Annotated in this window: 13 protein-coding genes and 2 tRNA genes; 4 read left to right on the top strand and 11 right to left on the bottom strand. The window is 59.5% G+C overall.

What is annotated here, in order from left to right; all coding sequences use genetic code 11:
- Positions 1-21: 21 nt before the first annotated feature.
- The 9 genes from ACYZTW_RS03615 to rnr form a co-directional block, all read right to left on the bottom strand.
- A complete protein-coding gene (locus ACYZTW_RS03615; RefSeq protein ID WP_462003761.1) occupies positions 22-3,297 on the bottom strand; it encodes a transglutaminase family protein in 3,276 nt (1,091 codons plus the stop codon).
- 399 nt (positions 3,298-3,696) lie between these two features.
- Positions 3,697-6,000: a YgiQ family radical SAM protein gene (locus tag ACYZTW_RS03610; RefSeq protein WP_462003760.1), complete on the bottom strand. Its 2,304-nt coding sequence runs from the start codon at positions 5,998-6,000 to the stop codon at positions 3,697-3,699.
- Positions 6,001-6,191: 191 nt separating this feature from the next.
- A complete protein-coding gene (dnaB, locus tag ACYZTW_RS03605) occupies positions 6,192-7,586 on the bottom strand; it encodes a replicative DNA helicase (protein ID WP_201115130.1) in 1,395 nt (464 codons plus the stop codon).
- Between the two features lie 119 nt (positions 7,587-7,705).
- Entirely contained in the window at positions 7,706-8,152 is a 447-nt protein-coding gene (gene rplI / locus ACYZTW_RS03600; RefSeq protein ID WP_003197251.1) for a 50S ribosomal protein L9, read from the bottom strand.
- Positions 8,153-8,171: 19 nt separating this feature from the next.
- On the bottom strand, positions 8,172-9,065 hold the full coding sequence (locus ACYZTW_RS03595; protein ID WP_462003759.1) for a hypothetical protein: 894 nt from the start codon (positions 9,063-9,065) through the stop codon (positions 8,172-8,174).
- A gap of 36 nt (positions 9,066-9,101) precedes the next feature.
- Entirely contained in the window at positions 9,102-9,332 is a 231-nt protein-coding gene (gene rpsR, locus ACYZTW_RS03590) for a 30S ribosomal protein S18 (protein WP_002551829.1), read from the bottom strand.
- A gap of 28 nt (positions 9,333-9,360) precedes the next feature.
- Positions 9,361-9,783 carry a 30S ribosomal protein S6 gene (rpsF, locus tag ACYZTW_RS03585; RefSeq protein ID WP_054595362.1) on the bottom strand — a complete coding sequence of 141 codons (423 nt, stop codon included), beginning with the start codon at positions 9,781-9,783 and terminating at the stop codon, positions 9,361-9,363.
- Between the two features lie 315 nt (positions 9,784-10,098).
- Positions 10,099-10,866, bottom strand: coding sequence for a 23S rRNA (guanosine(2251)-2'-O)-methyltransferase RlmB (gene rlmB, locus ACYZTW_RS03580; protein ID WP_462003758.1), 768 nt, complete (start codon positions 10,864-10,866; stop codon positions 10,099-10,101).
- The gene (gene rnr, locus ACYZTW_RS03575) at positions 10,863-13,493 is read right to left on the bottom strand and encodes a ribonuclease R (protein WP_462003757.1); all 2,631 of its coding nucleotides are present in this window, start codon (positions 13,491-13,493) and stop codon (positions 10,863-10,865) included. Before rnr ends, rlmB begins: the two co-directional genes overlap by 4 nt.
- A gap of 226 nt (positions 13,494-13,719) precedes the next feature.
- On the opposite strand from rnr, the gene ACYZTW_RS03570 reads away from it, so the two are divergent.
- The 4 genes from ACYZTW_RS03570 (at position 13,720) to ACYZTW_RS03555 (ending at position 16,897) form a co-directional block, all read left to right on the top strand.
- Positions 13,720-13,806: transfer RNA gene (locus ACYZTW_RS03570), tRNA-Leu, on the top strand.
- A gap of 166 nt (positions 13,807-13,972) precedes the next feature.
- Positions 13,973-14,059, top strand: a tRNA-Leu gene (locus ACYZTW_RS03565).
- 262 nt (positions 14,060-14,321) lie between these two features.
- Entirely contained in the window at positions 14,322-15,332 is a 1,011-nt protein-coding gene (locus tag ACYZTW_RS03560; protein ID WP_462003756.1) for an extracellular solute-binding protein, read from the top strand.
- Positions 15,332-16,897: an ABC transporter permease gene (locus tag ACYZTW_RS03555; RefSeq protein WP_462003755.1), complete on the top strand. Its 1,566-nt coding sequence runs from the start codon at positions 15,332-15,334 to the stop codon at positions 16,895-16,897. Before ACYZTW_RS03560 ends, ACYZTW_RS03555 begins: the two co-directional genes overlap by 1 nt.
- 96 nt (positions 16,898-16,993) lie before the next feature.
- Here the strand turns inward: ACYZTW_RS03555 and ACYZTW_RS03550 are convergent, their stop codons facing one another.
- Positions 16,994-18,928: a methyl-accepting chemotaxis protein gene (locus ACYZTW_RS03550; protein WP_462003754.1), complete on the bottom strand. Its 1,935-nt coding sequence runs from the start codon at positions 18,926-18,928 to the stop codon at positions 16,994-16,996.
- A gap of 150 nt (positions 18,929-19,078) precedes the next feature.
- On the bottom strand, positions 19,079-20,371 hold the full coding sequence (locus ACYZTW_RS03545) for an adenylosuccinate synthase (protein ID WP_010464193.1): 1,293 nt from the start codon (positions 20,369-20,371) through the stop codon (positions 19,079-19,081).
- Positions 20,372-20,397: the final 26 nt, after the last annotated feature.

Raw genomic sequence — 20,397 nt, 5'->3', positions numbered from 1 at the left:
AATCCGAGCGTCGCGTACGGTTTAGAAACGTCGCAAATCGAGAGTCATCGGCAGCTCGTCGTTCACTTCCACATTCGGTATAGGAAGTTTCCCAGGGCTGTGTCCGATGCGGAAGAAACGCGCCATTCGCCGGCTCTCCGCCTCATTGGCGTTCACCGGCAAGCTGTCGTAGTTGCGCCCGCCCGGATGGGCGACGTGGTACTGACAACCACCCAGCGAGCGCTGCATCCAGGTGTCGAGCAGGTCGAACACCAACGGCGCGTGGACCGGGATGGTCGGCTGCAGGCAGTTGGCCGGTTGCCAGGCGCGGAAACGCACGCCGGCCACAAATTCGCCGACCCGCCCGGTGGGTTGCAATGGCACCGGGATGCCATTGCAGGTCAGAAGATAACGCTGCGGCGACAGGCCCGTGAGTTTGACCTGCAAGCGTTCCAGCGACGAATCCACATAACGCACCGTGCCGCCGACTGCGCCCTCCTCGCCCAGCACATGCCAGGGCTCCAGCGCTTGACGTAATTCCAGCTCTATCCCGCTGACGGCGTAATCGCCGACCTTGGGAAAACGGAACTCCCGATGCGCCGCGAACCACTCGGCGCGCATGGGATAACCGGCGGCATTAAGGTCGACGATGACGTCGGCGAAGTCCTGCTCGATAAAGTGCGGCAACAAGAACCGATCATGCAGCTCTGTGCCCCAGCGAGCCAGTTTCGGCGTCGCATAAGGCTCGCGCCAGAAGCGAGCCACCAGCGCTCGCAACAACAACTGCTGAGCCAGGCTCATGCGCGCATGGGGCGGCATTTCAAATGCACGCAGTTCGAGCAATCCAAGGCGACCGGTAGCACCGTCCGGTGAATACAGTTTGTCGATGCAAAACTCGGCACGATGGGTGTTGCCGGTCACGTCGATCAGCAGGTTGCGCAGCAGCCGATCCACCAGCCACGGCGCGCACTCCTCGCCCGGCTCAGGCATCTGGGCAAAGGCGATTTCCAGTTCATACAACGCATCATTGCGCGCTTCATCAACCCGTGGCGCCTGAGACGTCGGGCCGATGAACAATCCGGAAAACAGGTAGGACAAGGACGGGTGGTTATGCCAGTAGCTGATCAGGCTGCGCAGCAAATCCGGACGGCGTAGAAACGGTGAGTCAGCCGGTGTCGCGCCACCCAGTACGAAATGGTTACCGCCGCCGGTGCCGGTGTGTCGGCCGTCGATCATGAATTTCTCGGTGGTCAGTCGGGTCTGGCGAGCCTCTTCGTAAAGAAACTCGGTGCGTTCGACCAGCTCGTCCCACGTGGCAGACGGTTGCACGTTGACCTCGATCACACCCGGATCGGGCGTGATGCGGAAGTTGCTCAGGCGCGGATCGCTCGGCGGTTCATAGCCTTCCAGCAACACCGGGCAATGCAGTTCCTCGGCGGTCGCTTCGATGGCGCTGACCAGTTCCAGATAATCCTCGACCCGCTCCAGCGGCGGCATGAACAGGTACAGCCGGCCTTCCCGGGCTTCGGCGCAAAACGCCGTGCGGGTCAGCCAGTCGGCGGATTCGTCGATCTTTGGCGTGCGTTCATCAGCAACCGCAGGCTCGCCTTGGCTCTGAAGTTGTGCAGTGTCGGGCAGTGCAGGGAAATCCTGATTCGGGTCCACAGGGTGAATGAACGGGTACTCCGCCGCTTTCACCCAAGGCTGCGAGCCGAGCGGCAAGCGATAGCCCAACGGCGAATCCCCCGGCACCAGTCGGCAATGCTCATCGCGCAGATACCAGCGACCGCTCTGCCATTGATCGCCCTTGGCGGTACGCGCCAGCGGCAGGATCTGACCGATGACCTTATCCAGGCCTTGGCTGAAGGCTTTGCGCAGGCGTGCACGCTCCAACGGTTCTTCAAGACGTGAGTCTTCGGCGCTGACGTTCTGCGGCAAAGTGCCTTCTCGCCAGAGGTAATAGAAATTGTCTTCGTAGGCTGGAAACACAAAACGTGTCGGAATTTTCAGGCGCTCGGCGACACTCGCCAGAAAACGCCCGGCCAATTCGCCATTGGCCCCGTAGTCTTCCTGCTCATCGGCAATCAGCGCGCTGTTGTGCCAGATCGGCACATTGTCGCGGCGCCAGTAGCAGTTCAGCGACCAGCGCGGCAATTGCTCGCCGGGGTACCACTTGCCCTGACCGAAATGCACCAGGCCTTTGGGGGCATAGTGCTTACGCATGCGCTGGAACAGTTCGGCGGACAGACGCCGCTTGTCTGGCCCCAGTGCCGCAGTATTCCACTCGGCACCGTCCGGATCATCGATGGAAACAAACGTCGGTTCGCCGCCCATGGTCAGGCGTACGTCACCCTCCAGCAGGTCGGCATCGATCTGCCGTCCCAACGCCTGAATCGCCAGCCATTGGTCTTCGGTGTAGGGCTTCGTTACCCGTGGCGCTTCCCAAATCCGCTCCACGGACATTTCGTGGGTGAATTCGCACTCGCACGGTTCAACCAAGCCACTGATCGGTGCCGCAGAGCCCGGATCGGGGCTACAGGCCAACGGAATGTGTCCTTCACCGGCAAACAGCCCTGACGTCGCGTCCAGGCCGATCCAGCCGGCACCGGGCAAATAGACCTCACACCAGGCGTGCAGGTCGGTGAAGTCCACGTCAGTGCCCGACGGGCCGTCGAGGCTTTTGACGTCGGCAGTCAGTTGAATCAGGTAACCGGAGACGAAACGCGCCGCCAGACCGAGGTTGCGCAACAGTTGCACCAGCAACCATGCGGAGTCGCGGCAGGAACCGGAGGCATGTTCCAGAGTGTGTTCGGGCGTTTGCACGCCCGGCTCCATGCGGATCAGGTAGCCGATGTCTTCACTCAGGCGCTGATTGAGTGCGACGAGGAAATCGACGCTAGGCAGCGGCGTGCGGTCGATGCCATCCAGGTACGCCTTGAACTTCGGTGTCAGGGGCAAGGTTTCCAGGTACGGCGCCAGCTCCTTGCGCTCATCCGCGGCGTAGGCGAACGGAATCTTTTCCGCGTAGGGTTCAAGGAAGAAGTCGAACGGATTGAAGACCGCCATCTCCGCCAGCAGATCAACTTCGATCCGTAGCTCATCGGTTTTCTCCGGGAACACCAACCGCGCCAGGTAATTGCCCTGGGGGTCTTGCTGCCAGTTGATGAAGTGCTGCTCGGGCGAGACTTTCAGCGCGTAGGAGAGTATCCGCGTGCGACTGTGGGCGGCCGGGCGCAGGCGAACGATTTGCGGACCGAGCTCGACGGCGCGGTCGTAGCGGTAATGCGTGACGTGATGCAATGCGACATGAATCGACACGGCGTGCCTCCTGCGAGCCTTAAGCGTTATCGAAAGCGCGCAAGACTTATGCCATCCAGCAGCGCTGGCGCTTTCTCCGGTTGCTTGAGGCAGTACAGCACCAAAATCGGGCGATGCGGGAAATTGGTTAGGGGGAGTTGCACGGAAATGTTGCGGCCGGGGCCTTCTGCCAGATTTTGCATCGGCTGTACCGGCCTCTTCGCGAGCAGGCTCGCTCCCACAGGGGATCTGCGGCGAATGGCAATCACCCTGGAAAACACACTTCCACTGTGGGAGCAAGCCTGCTCGCGAAAGGGCCAGTAGCCACACCCAATTATCTGGCTCTGAAAACGTCCGCTTGCTTCCCGCACACAAAAACGCCAACCCGAAGGTTGGCGTTCTGTTATCAGCGGTCAGCGTTTAGCGCGGTACAACCGGCTTACGCGCAGGCTTCGGCCCCTTGCCTTTGGCCGCGTCCTTGCGCTCTTTGGCCGCCTGCTGGTTGCGGGCGAACGCCGCAGCCTTGGCCTGTTCACGCTTGTCCCACGGGTTGCCGCCATCACTGGCGCGCGGTGGCAGGCCGGTGTGTTGGGTCAGGATCTTGGTGGTCTTCTCACCCGCGACTTTGTGGCTACCGGCCGGCGTCGAGTTCTTGCGACGGGCACTCTGGTAGCTGTCGGTCGCTGGCTGATGCAGCGGGATCAACTGGTTCTTGCCCGGCCCGATCAGGTCGGCGCGGCCCATGCGGGTCAGCGCTTCACGCAGCATCGGCCAGCCTTTCGGGTCGTGATAACGCAGGAACGCCTTGTGCAGACGACGCTGCTCTTCGCTCTTGACGATGGTCACGGCGTCACTCTTATAAGTGACTTTGCGCAGCGGGTTCTTGCCCGAGTGGTACATCGCGGTAGCGGTGGCCATCGGCGACGGGTAGAACGCTTGCACCTGGTCGGCACGGAAGCCGTTGCCTTTGAGCCACAGGGCCAGGTTCATCATGTCTTCGTCGGTGGTGCCCGGGTGAGCGGCGATGAAGTACGGAATCAGGTACTGCTCTTTCCCGGCTTCCTTGGAGTACTTCTCGAACATGCGCTTGAACTTGTCATAGCTGCCGATGCCCGGTTTCATCATCTGATTGAGCGGACCTTCCTCAGTGTGTTCCGGGGCGATCTTCAGGTAACCACCGACGTGGTGGGTCACCAGCTCTTTGACGTACTCCGGCGACTCGACTGCGAGGTCGTAGCGCAAACCGGAAGCAATCAGGATCTTCTTCACACCCGGCAAGGCACGGGCGCTGCGGTACAGCTGAATCAGCGACGAGTGATCGGTGTTCAGGTTCGGGCAAATGCCCGGGAACACGCACGACGGCTTGCGGCACGCGGATTCGATTTCCGGGGTCTTGCAGGCGATGCGGTACATGTTCGCGGTCGGGCCGCCGAGGTCGGAAATGACGCCGGTGAAACCTGGCACCTTGTCACGGATCTCTTCGATTTCGCGAATGATCGACTCTTCGGAACGGTTCTGAATGATCCGGCCTTCGTGCTCGGTGATCGAGCAGAAGGTGCAGCCGCCGAAGCAGCCACGCATGATGTTCACCGAGAAGCGGATCATGTCGTAGGCAGGGATCTTTTCCTTGCCGTACGCCGGGTGCGGAATGCGCGCATACGGCATGCCGAACACGTAGTCCATTTCTTCGGTGGTCATCGGAATCGGAGGCGGGTTGAACCAGACATCGACTTCGCCGTGCTTCTGCACCAGTGCACGGGCGTTGCCTGGGTTGGTTTCCAGGTGCAGCACGCGGTTGGCGTGAGCATAAAGAACCGCGTCACCGCGGACTTTCTCAACCGATGGCAGACGAATCACGGTTTTGTCGCGGGTCATCTTCGGGCTCGCCAAGATCTGCACGACCTTGGCTTCGCTCGGGTCTTCAGCCGGACCCTTTTCCTGCTCGATGGCACAGGCCTGGGTGTCCTGGGTGTTGACGTACGGGTTGATGATCTTGTCGATCTTGCCCGGACGGTCAATGCGCGTGGAATCGACTTCGTACCAGTCTTTCGGCGTGTCGCGACGGATAAACGCGGTGCCGCGCACGTCGGTGATGTCTTCGATCTTGTGACCGTAGGACAGACGCTGGGCGACTTCGACGATCGCACGTTCGGCGTTGCCGTAGAGCAGGATGTCGGCGCAGGCGTCGATCAGGATCGAGTTGCGCACCCGGTCCTGCCAGTAATCGTAATGGGCGATGCGGCGCAGGGAAGCTTCGATGCCACCGAGAACGATCGGCACGTTCTTGTAGGCTTCCTTGCAGCGCTGGCTGTAAACCAGGCTCGCGCGATCCGGACGTTTGCCCGCCAGGCCACCGGGGGTGTAGGCGTCATCGGAACGGATTTTCTTGTCGGCGGTGTAGCGGTTGATCATCGAGTCCATGTTGCCGGCCGCGACGCCGAAGAACAGGTTCGGCTCACCGAGCTTCATGAAGTCGTCTTTGGACTGCCAGTTTGGCTGGGCAATGATCCCGACGCGGAAGCCTTGCGACTCCAGCAGCCGGCCGATGATTGCCATGCCGAACGACGGATGGTCAACGTACGCATCACCGGTGACGATGATGATGTCGCATGAATCCCAGCCAAGCTGATCCATCTCCTCCCTGCTCATCGGCAGGAATGGCGCTGGACCGAAGCATTCGGCCCAGTACTTGGGATAGTCAAATAACGGCTTGGCTGTTTGCATGACGATGACCGGTGTTGAGATGAAAAATCGCGGGCGCGGAATATAGCACAAAAAATAACCAATTCCGACGGCTATGGTCGGAAATTGCGCGCAACCCATGTGGGAGCGAGCCTGCTCGCGAAAGCGATGTGTCAGTCGACATTAATGTTGTCTGGCACACCGCTTTCGCGAGCAGGCTCGCTCCCACAGGGTTACTCGTCGTCGAAGTTGTAGCTGCCCGGCGCCAGGTTTTCGAAGCGGGTGTACTTACCGATGAACGCCAGTCGTGACGTACCGATCGGGCCGTTCCGCTGCTTGCCGATGATAATTTCGGCGATGCCTTTGTGCTCGGTTTCCGGGTGATAAACCTCGTCCCGGTACACGAACATGATCACGTCAGCATCCTGCTCGATCGCTCCGGATTCCCGGAGGTCGGAGTTGATCGGACGTTTGTTCGGCCGTTGCTCCAGGGAGCGGTTGAGCTGGGACAGCGCCACCACCGGGCAGTTGAATTCCTTGGCGAGGGCCTTCAAGGAACGGGAGATCTCGGAAATCTCGTTGGTCCGGTTGTCACCGCCAGAACCTGGAATCTGCATCAGTTGCAGGTAGTCGATCATGATCAGGGCGACATCGCCGTGCTCACGCACCAGACGCCGAGTCCGCGCGCGCATTTCCGACGGGCTGATACCGGCCGTATCGTCGATGAACAGCTTGCGATCGTTGAGCAAGTTGACCGCCGAGGTCAGGCGCGGCCAATCGTCGTCGTCCAGGCGACCGGCACGGACTTTGGTCTGGTCGATCCGGCCAAGGGACGACAACATACGCATGATCAGCGATTCGCCTGGCATCTCCAGCGAGTAAACCAATACGCATTTATCGCTGCGCAGCACGGCGTTTTCCACCAGGTTCATCGCAAAGGTGGTTTTACCCATGGATGGACGGCCGGCGACGATGATCAGGTCAGACGGTTGCAGGCCACTGGTCATTCCGTCGAGGTCGGTGTAACCGGTGGACAGGCCGGTAATGGCGTTGTCGGTGTTGAACAAGGTGTCGATGCGGTCGATGGCCTTGGTCAACAGGTCATTCACGCTCACCGGGCCGCCGGTTTTTGGCCGGGCCTCGGCGATCTGGAAGATTTGGCGTTCGGCTTCGTCGAGAATCTCTTCAGCCGAGCGGCCTTCCGGGTTGAAGGCGCTATCAGCAATCTCGGAGGCAATGCCGATCAGTTGGCGCAAGGTCGCCCGCGCGCGGACGATCTGGGCATAAGCCTTGATGTTGGCGACGGACGGCGTGTTTTTTGCCAGTTCGCCAAGGTATCCGAGGCCGCCGACTTGCGAGGTCTGACCTTCCTTGTCCAATTGCTCGGCAAGGGTCACGACGTCGATCGGCGAGTTCTGGTCGGCGAGCTTGGCGATCGCACGGAAGATCAGGCGGTGGTCATGTCGATAGAAATCGCCGTCCGAAACCTGATCCAGCACGCGTTCCCAGGCGTTGTTGTCCAGCATCAAACCACCGAGCACGGCCTGTTCGGCCTCGATGGAATGCGGCGGCACCTTCAGGGCAGCGGTTTGCAGATCGTATTGCTCGGGAGCGGAGATATCGTTCATGGCCACTTGAATAGTTGTGAAAATCAGGAACTGCAGAAAGACAAAGGGCACGACCTGTAAACAGGATCGTGCCCGATGTTACCGGCAAGCACCCGAGGGTGCCAGCCGACAAGTGCTGCTTAAGCTGCTACCACGACAACGCGTACGGTGGCTTCAACTTCGGCGTGCAGGTGCACGGCTACGTCGAATTCGCCTACGTTGCGGATAGTGCCGTTCGGCAGACGAACTTCGCTTTTTGCAACTTCAACGCCAGAGGCGGTCAGTGCATCAGCGATGTCGTGAGTACCGATCGAACCGAACAGCTTGCCTTCGTCGCCAGCGGTGGCAGTGATAGTCACTTCCAGCTCAGCCAGTTGGGCAGCGCGGCTTTCAGCCGAAGTTTTACGATCTGCTGCGGCTTTTTCCAGCTCAGCGCGACGCTCTTCGAACGCAGCCAGGTTGGCAGCGGTCGCAGCGGTAGCTTTGCCGTAAGGCAGCAGGTAGTTACGACCGTAACCAGCCTTAACGTTCACTTTGTCACCCAGGTTGCCCAGGTTGGTGACTTTTTCCAGAAGGATCAGTTGCATGTGAAAATCCTCTTAACTTTTAACCTTCACCGTTCGCGCTATCGACGTCTTTCGGCGTCGAACGACCGCGAAAATCAATCAGGCTGTCGACGATGGCCAAGACCACCAGCAACGGATAGATCAGCTGCATGAACAGCAACAGCGTGACGTACAACCCCACCAGCCAGAATCTGGCCAGTCGCTTTTGCGCCACCAGCCCGTGAATCAGGGCCAGCCCGGCGAACACCAGCGGTACGCTGCACAACGGCGTCAACATGGCCATCTGCGGACCGATGTTCGGCCCCAGAAGCATGCACGCCAGCAGCAACATCGCCGGCAAAAGCGGGAATCGGACGGCGCGAAACTCGCGACCAAAACCACCCGGGTTGTACAACAACGCCTGCCAGTAGCGCCCGACAAGCAGGCTCAGCACACTGACGATTTGCAACAAGGCCGCAATCAGGCCGGTCAAGACCGGTGCAATCAGGGACGCAAAATGCGCTTGCTCGTCTACCGACAACTTCTGGTAGACATCACCGAGTAGCGACGGCATGACTTTTATCAAAGCCTGCGCCAGCATCTCGATTTGAGGACCAAAAGCCGTCCCCAGCACCACTGAAAACACCACTCCCATCGCTATGCTGACCAGCAGCACGCGGTTCCAGGACTCGCTTGCGCGCAAAACCAACGCAAGGCTCGAAGACCCCAGCAGCACCAGAAGTGCCCGTGGGTCGTCGGAGTAAAACCACCAGATCAACGCCGGCAGCAGTCCCAGAGCAAGTACGCCAACGGCGTCCTTCAATCCGCGCCGCAAGAGCACAAGGCATCCAGCGGCAGCACCCAACCAATACAACAACGGCAATGTTGCGCATCCGGCCACTACCAGAGTGGCCTGCATACGGCCGCGCATGATGAACTCAGCTAAGGCGCGCATGCATTCAATCCTTTGCTACGTGTCGACTGCCCGGTCTCAGCGGCCGTGGCTGTCGGTGTAGGCCAGCAGGGCCAGGAAGCGGGCGCGCTTGATAGCGGTGGCCAGCTGACGCTGATAACGTGCTTTGGTACCGGTGATGCGGCTTGGAACGATTTTGCCGGTCTCGGATACATAAGCTTTCAGAGTGTTGAGATCTTTGTAATCGATCTCTTTCACGTCTTCAGCGGTGAAGCGGCAGAATTTACGACGACGGAAGAAACGTGCCATGTAATAGGCTCCTCAAAAGGTCCGTGGATTACTCGTCAGCGTTATCGCTGTTGTCGCTGTCATCACTGTCAACGCTTTCAGCGCCTTCGTGCTCAGGACGGTCGCGACGCTCACGGCGCTCACTGCGGTTTTCTTCAGCCTTGAGCATCTCGGATTGGCCAGTAACGGCTTCTTCGCGACGGATGACCAGGTTACGGATCACTGCATCGTTGTAGCGGAAGTTGTCTTCCAGCTCGGCCAGGGCCTTGCCAGTGCACTCAACGTTCAGCATCACGTAGTGAGCCTTGTGAACATTGTTGATTGCGTAGGCCAGTTGACGACGGCCCCAATCTTCCAGACGGTGGATTTTGCCGCCGTCTTCTTCGATCAGCTTGGTGTAACGCTCAACCATGCCGCCGACTTGCTCGCTTTGATCCGGGTGGACCAAAAAGATGATTTCGTAATGACGCATGAATGCTCCTTACGGGTTGTAGCCTGCCGCTCAAAAGCGGTCAGACAAGGAGTGAATGACACTTATGGACTTGCTTGCGATAGACACATGCGTGCCTGCCGTCACAGCAAGGGGCGCAATTGTAGAGAAGGGACAGAAGAGGCGCAAGGCAATTGGTGATTATTTGAACAGTTCGTTCAATCACCTATTTTCGCCTCACCACAAACCACTGTGGGAGCGAGCTTGCTCGCGATGGGGACATAACATTCAACATTGACGCTGAATATTACGCCGCTATCGCGAGCAAGCTCGCTCCCACAGGGGGTTTGCAGCATATCAGGACTTTTTGGTGGTTCCGGCAGCTTTTACGCCGCGCTGACGCAAGGCCTCGAACAGACACACGCCAGTAGCCACGGAAACATTGAGACTGCTGACACTGCCCGCCATCGGCAGGTGCACCAGGTAATCGCACAGATCACGGGTCAGGCGACGCATGCCACTGCCTTCCGCGCCCATGATCAGGATGGTCGGGCCGGTCATGTCATGCTGATACAGACTCTGCTCAGCCTCGCCCGCCGTACCGACGACCCACAAGCCACGCTGCTTGAGTTTTTCCAGGGTGCGCGCCAGGTTGGTTACGGCGACCAACGGAATCACTTCCGCCGCGCCACAGGCGACTTTACGGACCGTCGGGGTCAGCGTGGCTGACTTGTCCTTCGGAACGATCACAGCCAGCGCGCCCGCCGCATCGGCAGAACGCAGGCAAGCACCGAGGTTGTGCGGATCGGTCACGCCGTCGAGCACCAGCAATAGCGGTGCACCTTCGGTGCGATCGAGCAGCTCGTCGAGCATCGCCTCGCCCCAGACCTGGCTCGGACTCACCTCCGCCACCACGCCCTGGTGCACGCCTTCGACCCAGGCATCCAGCTCGCGACGCTCGGCGTTGCCGACGGCCACGCGATTTTCGTTCGCCAGCTCGATCAGGGTCTGGACCCGCGGATCACTGCGGCCTTCGGCCAGCCAGATCTGCTTGACGCGTTTTGGGTGGTGACGCAACAACGCTTCTACAGCGTGCACGCCGTAGATCTTTTCCAACTGACTCATGACTTGGCCTTCGGTTTACGCGCCCCGCCGCTTTTGGCGGCTGGAGCAGAACCCGCTTTTGGCGGGCCTTTACGGTGTTTGCTCGGTTTGGCTGGCTTGCCGCCGGGGGCCTTGTCAGGCGCCGACCGTCCGGTCTTTCCCCCAGACGCCGCTTTACCGCCGCTTTTCGCTTCAGACAGCAACGCCTGCTTCATCTCACGACTTTTGCGCAGCTCGGCATTTTTCGCCGCCGCATCGCTCGGGCGATAGGCTTCGACAGCCTTTTCTTTGGCAGGACGACGACCGGTTTTCGCCGGGGCCGGCTCTGCAGCGGTTTTAGAAGCAGGTGCAGCCGTTTCAGTCCCGCGCTTCTTGCGACCGATCGGCGCGCTGATGGTCTTTTCAGCCATCTCGAAGTCGATCTTGCGCTCGTCGAGGTCGACGCGCATGACGCGCACTTCTACGGTATCGCCAAGACGGAAGCTGCGACCGGTACGCTCACCGGCCAGGCGGTGGTGCACAGGATCGAAGTGGTAGTAATCGCCCGGCAGCGCGGTGACGTGCACCAGGCCTTCGACGTAGATATCGGTCAGCTCGACGAACAGACCAAAACCGGTCACGGCAGTGATTACACCCGGGAACGATTCGCCCACACGGTCTTTCATGAACTCGCACTTGAGCCAGTTCACCACGTCACGAGTGGCTTCGTCGGCACGGCGTTCGCTCATCGAACACTGCTCGCCAAGCTGCTCCAGAATCGCTTCGTCGTACGGATAGATGCGCGCTTTCGGAATGGTCATCGCGCCAGCACGGCGAACGTGCGGGGTGTCCATTTTCGAATGGATGACGCTGCGAATCGCCCGGTGCGTGAGCAAGTCCGGGTAGCGGCGGATCGGCGAGGTGAAGTGGGTATAGGCTTCGTAATTCAGGCCGAAGTGGCCCTGGTTATCGGCGCTATACACCGCCTGACTCAACGAGCGCAGCATGACGGTCTGGATCAGATGGAAATCCGGACGGTCTTTGATGCTGGCCAGCAATGCCTGGTAATCCTTCGGCGACGGGCCGTCCTTGCCTTTGTGCAGGGACAGACCGAGCTCGCCAAGGAAAGCGCGCAGCTTTTCCAGACGCTCCGGTGGCGGGCCATCGTGGACGCGATACAGCGCAGGGATTTCGTGCTTCTTCAGGAATTCAGCAGTGGCCACGTTGGCCGCCAGCATGCATTCCTCGATCAGCTTGTGGGCATCATTGCGAACGGTCGGACGGATTTCGGCAATCTTGCGCTCGGTCCCGAAGATGATCCGGGTTTCCTGCGTTTCGAAATCGATCGCGCCACGCACGTGACGAGCGGCCAGCAGCACTTTGTACAGTGCGTAAAGCTGCTTGAGATGCGGCAGAACGTCGTTGTATTCACCACGAAGCTGACGGGCTTCAGTGACTTTCGGCGTTTCCAGCATGGCGCTGACTTTGTTGTAGGTCAGGCGAGCATGGGAGTGAATCACCGCTTCGTAGAAGCAGTAGTCGGTCATCTCGCCGGATTTGGAGATGGTCATCTCGCAAACCATGGCCAGGCGATCGACGTGAGGATTCAGCGAGCACAGGCCGTTGGACAGCTGCTCAGGCAGCATCGGCACGACGCGCTCGGGGAAATACACCGAGTTGCCGCGAACCTGAGACTCGTTGTCCAGAGCCGAACCGATCTTCACGTAGCTGGAAACGTCGGCAATCGCCACGTACAACTTCCAGCCGCCGGAGAACAGGCGCAGCTTGCCCGGCTTCGCTTCGCAGTAGACCGCGTCATCGAAGTCGCGAGCATCTTCGCCGTCGATGGTTACGAACGGCAGATGACGCAGGTCGATGCGCTTTTCTTTGTCTTTCTCTTCGACTTCTGGCTTGAGCTTGGCGGCTTCTTTCAGCACAGCCTCAGGCCAGACGTGTGGAATATCGTAGGTGCGCAGGGCAACGTCGATTTCCATGCCCGGCGCCATGTAGTTACCCACGACTTCAACCACATCGCCTTGCGGCTGGAAGCGTGGTGTCGGCCAGTGAGTGATCTTCACTTCGACGAACTGACCGATCTGGGCGTTGGCGTTACGGCCCGGCGTGACCAGCACTTCTTGCTGGATCTTCGGATTGTCCGCAACGACGAAACCAATACCGCCCTCTTCGAAGTAACGGCCAACGATGGTCTCATGAGCACGGGAGACCACTTCGACGATCATGCCTTCGCGGCGACCGCGGCGGTCGAGGCCGGAAACACGGGCCAGGGCACGGTCGCCATCGAACACCAGACGCATTTGCGCCGGGCTCATGAACAGGTCGTCACTGCCGTCATCCGGGACCAGGAAGCCGAAGCCGTCACGGTGACCGCTGATGCGACCCAGGATCAGGTCGAGCTTGTCCACCGGCGCGTAGGTGCCGCGACGGGTATAGATGAGTTGAGCGTCGCGCTCCATGGCGCGCAGGCGGCGGCGCAGGGCTTCGACCTGGTCTTCTGTGGTCAGACCAAACTCTTCGACCAGTTGCTCGCGGTTAGCAGGCGAACCCCGATCAGCAAGGTGCTGAAGGATCAGTTCGCGGCTAGGAATAGGGTTTTCATATTTTTCCGCTTCACGAGCGGCCTCGGGATCGAGGGACTGCCAATCGGCCATTAGAGAGTTTTCACCTTGTCTATATGCGGGTTAGTTTGGCATAGGCGTAATGAAACGGGAAATTTCAGGCTATGACAGCCCATCTAAAGCCCTTTATCGACACCGCGAAGCTGAATTAAATGCCACTGGTAAAATTTTCCAGGTTTTTTTGATGTCGGGGGTTTACAGTTAAAAAGACGCTCCGTATAGTGCGCGCCATCGACGACGCAGACGCATTGTCGATAATGCCCAGATGGTGAAATTGGTAGACACGCCAGCTTCAGGTGCTGGTGACCGCAAGGTCGTGGAAGTTCGAGTCTTCTTCTGGGCACCAATTTCGAGCTTGAGATTAGATCAATTTCAAGGCTCACACAAAAACCCGCGAAAGCGGGTTTTTTGCATTCTAAGCCCCTGATTTATTAAAATTAAATCAGGGGTTTACAGATCAAAAAGCTCTCCGTATAGTGCGCCACATCAACAGCGGCAACGCTTGCGATAATGCCCAGATGGTGAAATTGGTAGACACGCCAGCTTCAGGTGCTGGTGACCGCAAGGTCGTGGAAGTTCGAGTCTTCTTCTGGGCACCAATTCAAATTTCAGAGTCGATCTGAAATTTCACAAAAACCCGCGAAAGCGGGTTTTTGCGTTTCTGGCGTTCAAAAATCTTATGAGAATCCCTGCGTGCCTTCTGTAGGAGCACGGCTTGCCGGCGATGGCGTCCTTGAAACCGCCATCGCGAGCAAGCTTGGCTCCTACAGGTTGAGCGTTACGCCGCAAGGCGCACTTGAGAAACAATATCGTTTATCATTGTTGCAAGTTTTTGCAATGCGACAGTGAGGAACCCTGCGAATGATGTTTCGAAATACCCTGCGCCGCGGCCTGACCTTCACCCTCCTCGGCCTGGCACTCGCCACTCCCCTCACCCAAGCCGCCGACCCGGTTTCCCTGACACTCTATAACGGTCAACACAAAGAAGTCGGCGACGCCATCGCCAAAGCCTTCGAAACCAAGACCGGGATTCACGTCAACGTGCGTAAAGGCAGCAGCAACCAGCTCGCCAGCCAGGTCGTCGAAGAAGGTGATCGCTCCCCCGCCGACGTGATCTACACCGAAGAATCGCCACCATTGAACAAACTCGGCGAACAAGGCCTGCTGGCACAGACCGATGCCGCCACCCTTGCCGTTCTGCCGAAAGACTACGTTGCCGGCAACGGCACCTGGATTGGCATCACTGCGCGAGTCCGAGTGGTCGCCTTCAATCCAAAACTGATCAATGAAAAAGACCTGCCCAAGTCGGTAATGGAGTTCTCCGACCCCAAATGGCAAGGCAAGGTTGGCTTCGTTCCAACCAGCGGTGCGTTTCAGGAACAGGCCGTGGCAATCATCAAAGTGCACGGCATGGACGCGGCCGAAGAATGGCTGACCGGTTTGCGTGCTTTCGGCAAAACCTACAGCAACAACATGGTTGCACTGAAGGCGGTGGAAAACGGCGAAGTCGCCACCGTGCTGGTGAACAACTATTACTGGTTCGCCTTGCAGCGTGAAAAAGGCCAGCTCGATTCGAAACTGCATTATTTCACCGGCGGCGATGTCGGCGGGCTGATCACTGTTTCCAGTGCGGCCGTACTGAAATCCAGCAAGCATCCAAAAGAAGCCCAGCAATTTCTCGCCTATATGGCCAGCGAAGAAGGTCAGCGCGTGATCACCCAGACCACCGCCGAATACCCACTGCACAAAGGCATGGAATCGGATCGCGGACTCAAGCCGTTCAGCGAACTTGAGGCACCGAAGGTCACGCCAGCCGATCTTGGCAATGCCGAGGAAGCCCTGGACCTGGAACGTGACGTTGGCTTGAACTGATGAGCGCATCGTTATCCGCCCCCGTCGCACGTAGGGGTTACGTGCCACGGCGCAAGCAGCCATCGATCTGGCTGTTGCTACCGGTTTTGCTGCTGGTGGTGCTCAGCCTGTTGCCACTGGCGTATGTCGGGCTCAAGACCTGGCAGGCCGGCTGGGCCGAGGCGCTGCATTTGTTGTGGCGACCTTATGTGTTTGGCCTGCTGCGCAACACCTTGGCGCTGATGGTTGGCGTGACGCTCGCTTGCGGCGTGATCGGTTTGTCGCTGGCCTGGTTGCTGGAGCGCAGCAATCTGCCGGGACGGCGCTTGTGGGGGGTGATCCTGTGTTTGCCGTTCGCGGTGCCTGCATTTGTCAGCAGCTTTACCTGGGTTTCGCTGAGCGCTCATTTCGAAGGCTTGGGCGGGGCGATTCTGGTGATGACCCTCTCCAAGTACCCGCTGATCTTTCTGCCGATCGCGGCGACCCTGCGCAATCTTGACCCCTCTCTCGAGGAGTCCGCACGGACCCTTGGGCAGAATCGCTGGGGCGTGTTCTTCAGGATTACCCTGCCGCTGCTCTGGCCTTCGTTGCTGGCCGGTTCGCTGCTGATCGCCCTGCACATGCTAGTGGAGTTCGGCGCGCTGTCGATCATCGGTCTGCAGACATTCACCACCGCGATCTATCAACAGTTCGAACTGGAATTCAGTAACGCGAATGCTGCGATGCTTTCCGCCGTGTTACTGGCGCTGTGTCTGATACTGCTTTGGCTTGAGCTGCGGGTGCGCGGCAAGGGCCGACACGTGCGTACCGGTCAGGGCGCAGCCCGGCATGCGGAACAGGTTCGGCTGGGGCCTTGGGCTGCTGCCGGACAACTTTATTGCCTGGCGCTGGCAATCGTCGGTAGCGGTATTCCGCTCGGGATGCTGGCGTACTGGCTGGCAGTGGGTTCCTCAGCAGCATTCCCGGTAGCTGCGATCAGCGAGGCGCTGCTCTCCTCCCTGGCGTTGTCACTGGGTGGCGCCGCGCTGTGTCTGTTACTGGCCGTGCCGGTGGGCTTGTTGGTGGTGCGCTATAAAGGCCAGTTGGCAATCTGGGCCGAGCGCCTGCCGTATCTACTGCATGCACTGCCAGGACTGGTAATCGCGCTAACGCTGGTGTACTTCGCCCTGCACTATGTGCCGGCGCTGTACCAGACTTCGGGATTGTTGCTGATCGCTTATGCGTTGCTGTTTTTGCCGCTGGCTCAGGCACCGATTCGTACGGCACTGAACAAGGCTGCGCCGCAACTGGAAGAGGCTGCACGAACGTTGGGGGCGTCGTCCTTTAGTGCATTTTGCCGGGTGACGTTGCCGATCATTTTCCCGGCGCTAGGCGCAGCGTTTGCGCTGGTGTTTCTGGATGCGATGAAGGAGCTGACGGCGACGTTGCTGCTGAGTCCAACCGGGCTCAATACGCTGGCGACGGAAGTCTGGGCGCATACCGCGAATGTGGAGTTTGCGGCGGCGGCACCTTATGCGGCGTTGTTGATTTTGGTGTCGGGGTTGCCGGTCTACCTGCTGACGACGCGGATGTATTTGAGTCGCTGACATTGCCTTCGCGAGCAGGCTCGCTCCCACATTGGAATGCATTCTCCTGTGGGAGCGAGCCTGCTCGCGAAGAGGCCAGTTCAGGCAAAGTAAATCCTAAGCCCTGAACTGCCCCAGGCTCGCCTTCAACTGCGCCGCCAATCCATCCAGCACCTTGCCGCTGGCCGTGGTTTCCACCACCGCCTGGGCCGCTTTCTCTGCCTGTGCATGAATGGTTTCAACCCGACCGCGCACCGCTTGCGCGCCTTGGGCCTGATGCGCCGCCGCCTGCGTTGCCAGACCTATCGCCGCATGCACTTGCTCGACCGACGCCTGCACCGATTGCTGCAACCGCGCACTGTCGCGCAACACCAGCAAACCTTCGCTGGCCTGACGCCCGGCCTGACCGATCGCAGCCACCGCCTCACGCGCACCTTGCTGCAAGGCAACGATGTGCGCCTGAATGTCGCCGGTAGAGCTTTGCGTCTTGCTCGCCAGCGCCCGCACTTCATCGGCCACCACGGCAAACCCGCGACCGGTCTCGCCGGCACGCGCCGCTTCGATGGCCGCGTTCAGCGCCAGCAAGTTGGTCTGCTCGGCAATCCCGTGAATCACCGTCAACACCACTTCAATCTGCTCACTCTGCTGCGCCAGCCGCTCGATGACTTTCGCGCCGGTATCGACCTGCCCGGCCAACGCCTCGATCAAGCTGCCAACTTTTGCCGACGTCCGCGTGTTTTCCTCCGTGGCCGAACGAATATCCACCACTTGCTGCAAAGCTGCCTGCATGGCATGACTTTCAGACTGGGCTTCGTCAGCCATTTGCGACAACGCACGCAGGCTCTCGGCCACTTCATCGCGCTGCATGCCCGCCGCTTTATCGGCCCCGGCATTGCGCAAGGTCATCGCGCCGATTTCCACGCCGGTACGCTGAGCCACATCGCCCGCTTCGCGCACGATCGGCTGCAACTTATCCACAAAGCGATTGACCGCCGAGGCCATGTCGCCGATTTCGTCCTTACTGTTGATCTGCACGCGCTTGGTCAGGTCGCCCTCGCCCGCCGCCAAATCATCCATGGCGCTGATCAGCATCTTCAAGCGGTTGACCACTCGACGACCCAGCACCACCGCGAGCAACAGCAGCACACCGCACCCTACCAGCGCCAGGCCCATGCCGATGCGCCAGCGCAAGGTCGCCGCGGCTTCCTGCACAGTGCTGGTGGTATTGGCTTTCATTTCTGACGCCGTGGACTGGGCGGACGTCAAACGCGCACGCATCGCCGTGGCGCTGTCAGCCGCCGCGCCCTTGAGGCTGTCGCCCACCAATTGATCACTGCTGGCGATCAGCGCCGAGAAGCGCTTGTCCAGCGCCGCCAGATCGGTTTCCACCGAAGCGGTCGAGACACCCATCAAGACCTTGCCGATTTCCACGCCGTTAGGATTGATCGAGGCTTCGAGGTAATAGACCGACGGATCGTTCTTCGCCGCATCCAGCACCTTGTCCAGGGCACGCTCGCCCTGCCCCTTCTCTAGCAGCGCCTTGTTGATCGGGTTCTCGCGGTTGAGGTAGCGCGTCAGGTGCTGCCCCGTGGCGTCGTCGTAGACCACGAACAACACGTTGGGATTACGCTGGGCTCGGCGGGCGAATTCGGACAAGGTTGGAACGTCGCTGTCCCACATCGCGCGGGGTGCGACCGAAGCCAGAAGCTGCGCCATATCATTGGCGGAGTCCTTCAGATCCTTCTCCAACGTCGCACGCAGCTGTGCCTGTTCGTCCTTCAATCGCGAGGACAAGCCCGCCGTAAGGCGCTGACGCGTGCTAGTGGAGAGACTGTCGAGGCTCGACGTGACTTCACGCCCCGCCTGCTCAAGCTCCCCGGAGAGCTTTTGACTGTCGGCACCCAGGCGCACACCCAGATCGGCTTCCAGTGCGGTCACTGTGCTCCGAGTCAGGGCAACAGCCACCAGCACCTGCACCAACAGTGCGATACCAAGGGTAACGAACACGGGCCGTAATAGACGGCTTTGTAACAGTGAGAGAACGGCCGACACTTGATATCCCTCTGCTTTGACGCCATTAAATTGATGGCACACCAGAAAAGATGCACTTAGTGAAGATCGCAGCAAAGGTCATGCCGTCCAACAGGCATAAATGACAAAGGGCCCAATTAAGGGCCCTTTGTGTTTTACATCAACGACTTATTAAGCGAACGGGTGACGCAGAACGATGGTTTCGTTGCGGTCCGGGCCCGTCGAAATAATGTCAATCGGCGCACCGACCAACTCTTCAACGCGTTTGATGTAGTTGCGTGCAGCCTGTGGCAGCTCTTCCAGGGTCTTGGCACCGACGGTGGATTCGGTCCAGCCTGGCATCTCTTCGTACACCGGCTCCAGGCCGATGTAGCTGTCGGCGTCAGTCGGTGCGTCGATCACTGCACCATCCTGGTTCTTGTAGCCAACGCAGATGTTGATGGTTTCCAGACCGTCCAGCACGTCCAGCTTGGTCAGGCACAGGCCCGAGATGCTGTTGACGTCGATAGCGCGACGCAGGATGACGGCATCGAACCAGCCGCAACGACGGGCGCGACCAGTGGTAGCGCCGAACTCGTGGCCGCGCTTGGCCAGGAAAGCACCCACGTCGTCGAACAGCTCAGTCGGGAACGGACCCGAACCAACACGAGTGGTGTAAGCCTTGGTGATGCCGAGGATGTAATCCAGGTACATTGGACCAAAACCCGAACCGGTGGCAATGCCGCCCGCAGTGGTATTGGAGCTGGTGACGTACGGGTAGGTACCGTGGTCGATGTCCAGCAGGGAGCCCTGGGCGCCTTCGAACATGATGTCTTTGCCAGCACGACGCAGCTCGTGCAGCTCAGCGGTGACGTCGAGCATCATCGGCTTCAGCAGCTCGGCGTATTCCATGCACTCATCAAGAGTCTTCTGGAAGTCGATGGCTGGTTCTTTGTAGTAATTGACCAGAACGAAGTTGTGGTAATCCAGCAACTCGCCCAGCTTGGCGGCGAAACGCTCACGGTGGAACAGGTCACCGATGCGCAGGCCACGACGTGCAACCTTGTCTTCGTACGCCGGGCCGATGCCACGACCGGTAGTACCGATCTTCAGCTCGCCACGGGCCTTTTCACGGGCCTGGTCCAGCGCTACGTGATAAGACAGGATCAGCGGGCAGGACGGGCTGATACGCAGGCGCTCGCGCACCGGTACGCCTTTCTCTTCCAGCTTGATGATTTCCCGCAGCAGAGCGTCGGGGGCAACCACCACGCCGTTGCCGATCAGGCACTGCACGCCTTCGCGCAGCACGCCCGACGGGATCAGGTGCAAGACGGTTTTTTCGCCATCGATCACCAGGGTGTGACCAGCGTTGTGGCCACCCTGGTAGCGCACTACGGCGGCAGCATGTTCGGTCAGCAGATCAACGATCTTGCCTTTGCCCTCATCACCCCATTGGGTGCCCAGGACTACGACATTCTTACCCATAACACTTGTCCTCATTCGCGCAAACT

The sequence above is a fragment of the Pseudomonas sp. LB3P25 genome, from assembly GCF_054897985.1.
This window is presented reverse-complemented; position numbering and strand designations above follow the sequence as displayed.

Bases quoted from the DNA above. Each gene is read 5' to 3' on its own strand.
- ACYZTW_RS03610 (WP_462003760.1), bottom strand. From the start codon at position 6,000: ATGCAAACAGCCAAGCCGTTATTTGACTATCCCAAGTACTGGGCCGAA.
- dnaB (WP_201115130.1), bottom strand. From the start codon at position 7,586: ATGAACGATATCTCCGCTCCCGAGCAATACGATCTGCAAACCGCTGCC.
- rplI (WP_003197251.1), bottom strand. From the start codon at position 8,152: ATGCAACTGATCCTTCTGGAAAAAGTCACCAACCTGGGCAACCTGGGT.
- ACYZTW_RS03595 (WP_462003759.1), bottom strand. From the start codon at position 9,065: ATGCGCGCCTTAGCTGAGTTCATCATGCGCGGCCGTATGCAGGCCACT.
- rpsR (WP_002551829.1), bottom strand. From the start codon at position 9,332: ATGGCACGTTTCTTCCGTCGTCGTAAATTCTGCCGCTTCACCGCTGAA.
- rpsF (WP_054595362.1), bottom strand. From the start codon at position 9,783: ATGCGTCATTACGAAATCATCTTTTTGGTCCACCCGGATCAAAGCGAG.
- rlmB (WP_462003758.1), bottom strand. From the start codon at position 10,866: ATGAGTCAGTTGGAAAAGATCTACGGCGTGCACGCTGTAGAAGCGTTG.
- rnr (WP_462003757.1), bottom strand. From the start codon at position 13,493: ATGGCCGATTGGCAGTCCCTCGATCCCGAGGCCGCTCGTGAAGCGGAA.
- ACYZTW_RS03560 (WP_462003756.1), top strand. From the start codon at position 14,322: ATGATGTTTCGAAATACCCTGCGCCGCGGCCTGACCTTCACCCTCCTC.
- ACYZTW_RS03555 (WP_462003755.1), top strand. From the start codon at position 15,332: ATGAGCGCATCGTTATCCGCCCCCGTCGCACGTAGGGGTTACGTGCCA.
- ACYZTW_RS03545 (WP_010464193.1), bottom strand. From the start codon at position 20,371: ATGGGTAAGAATGTCGTAGTCCTGGGCACCCAATGGGGTGATGAGGGC.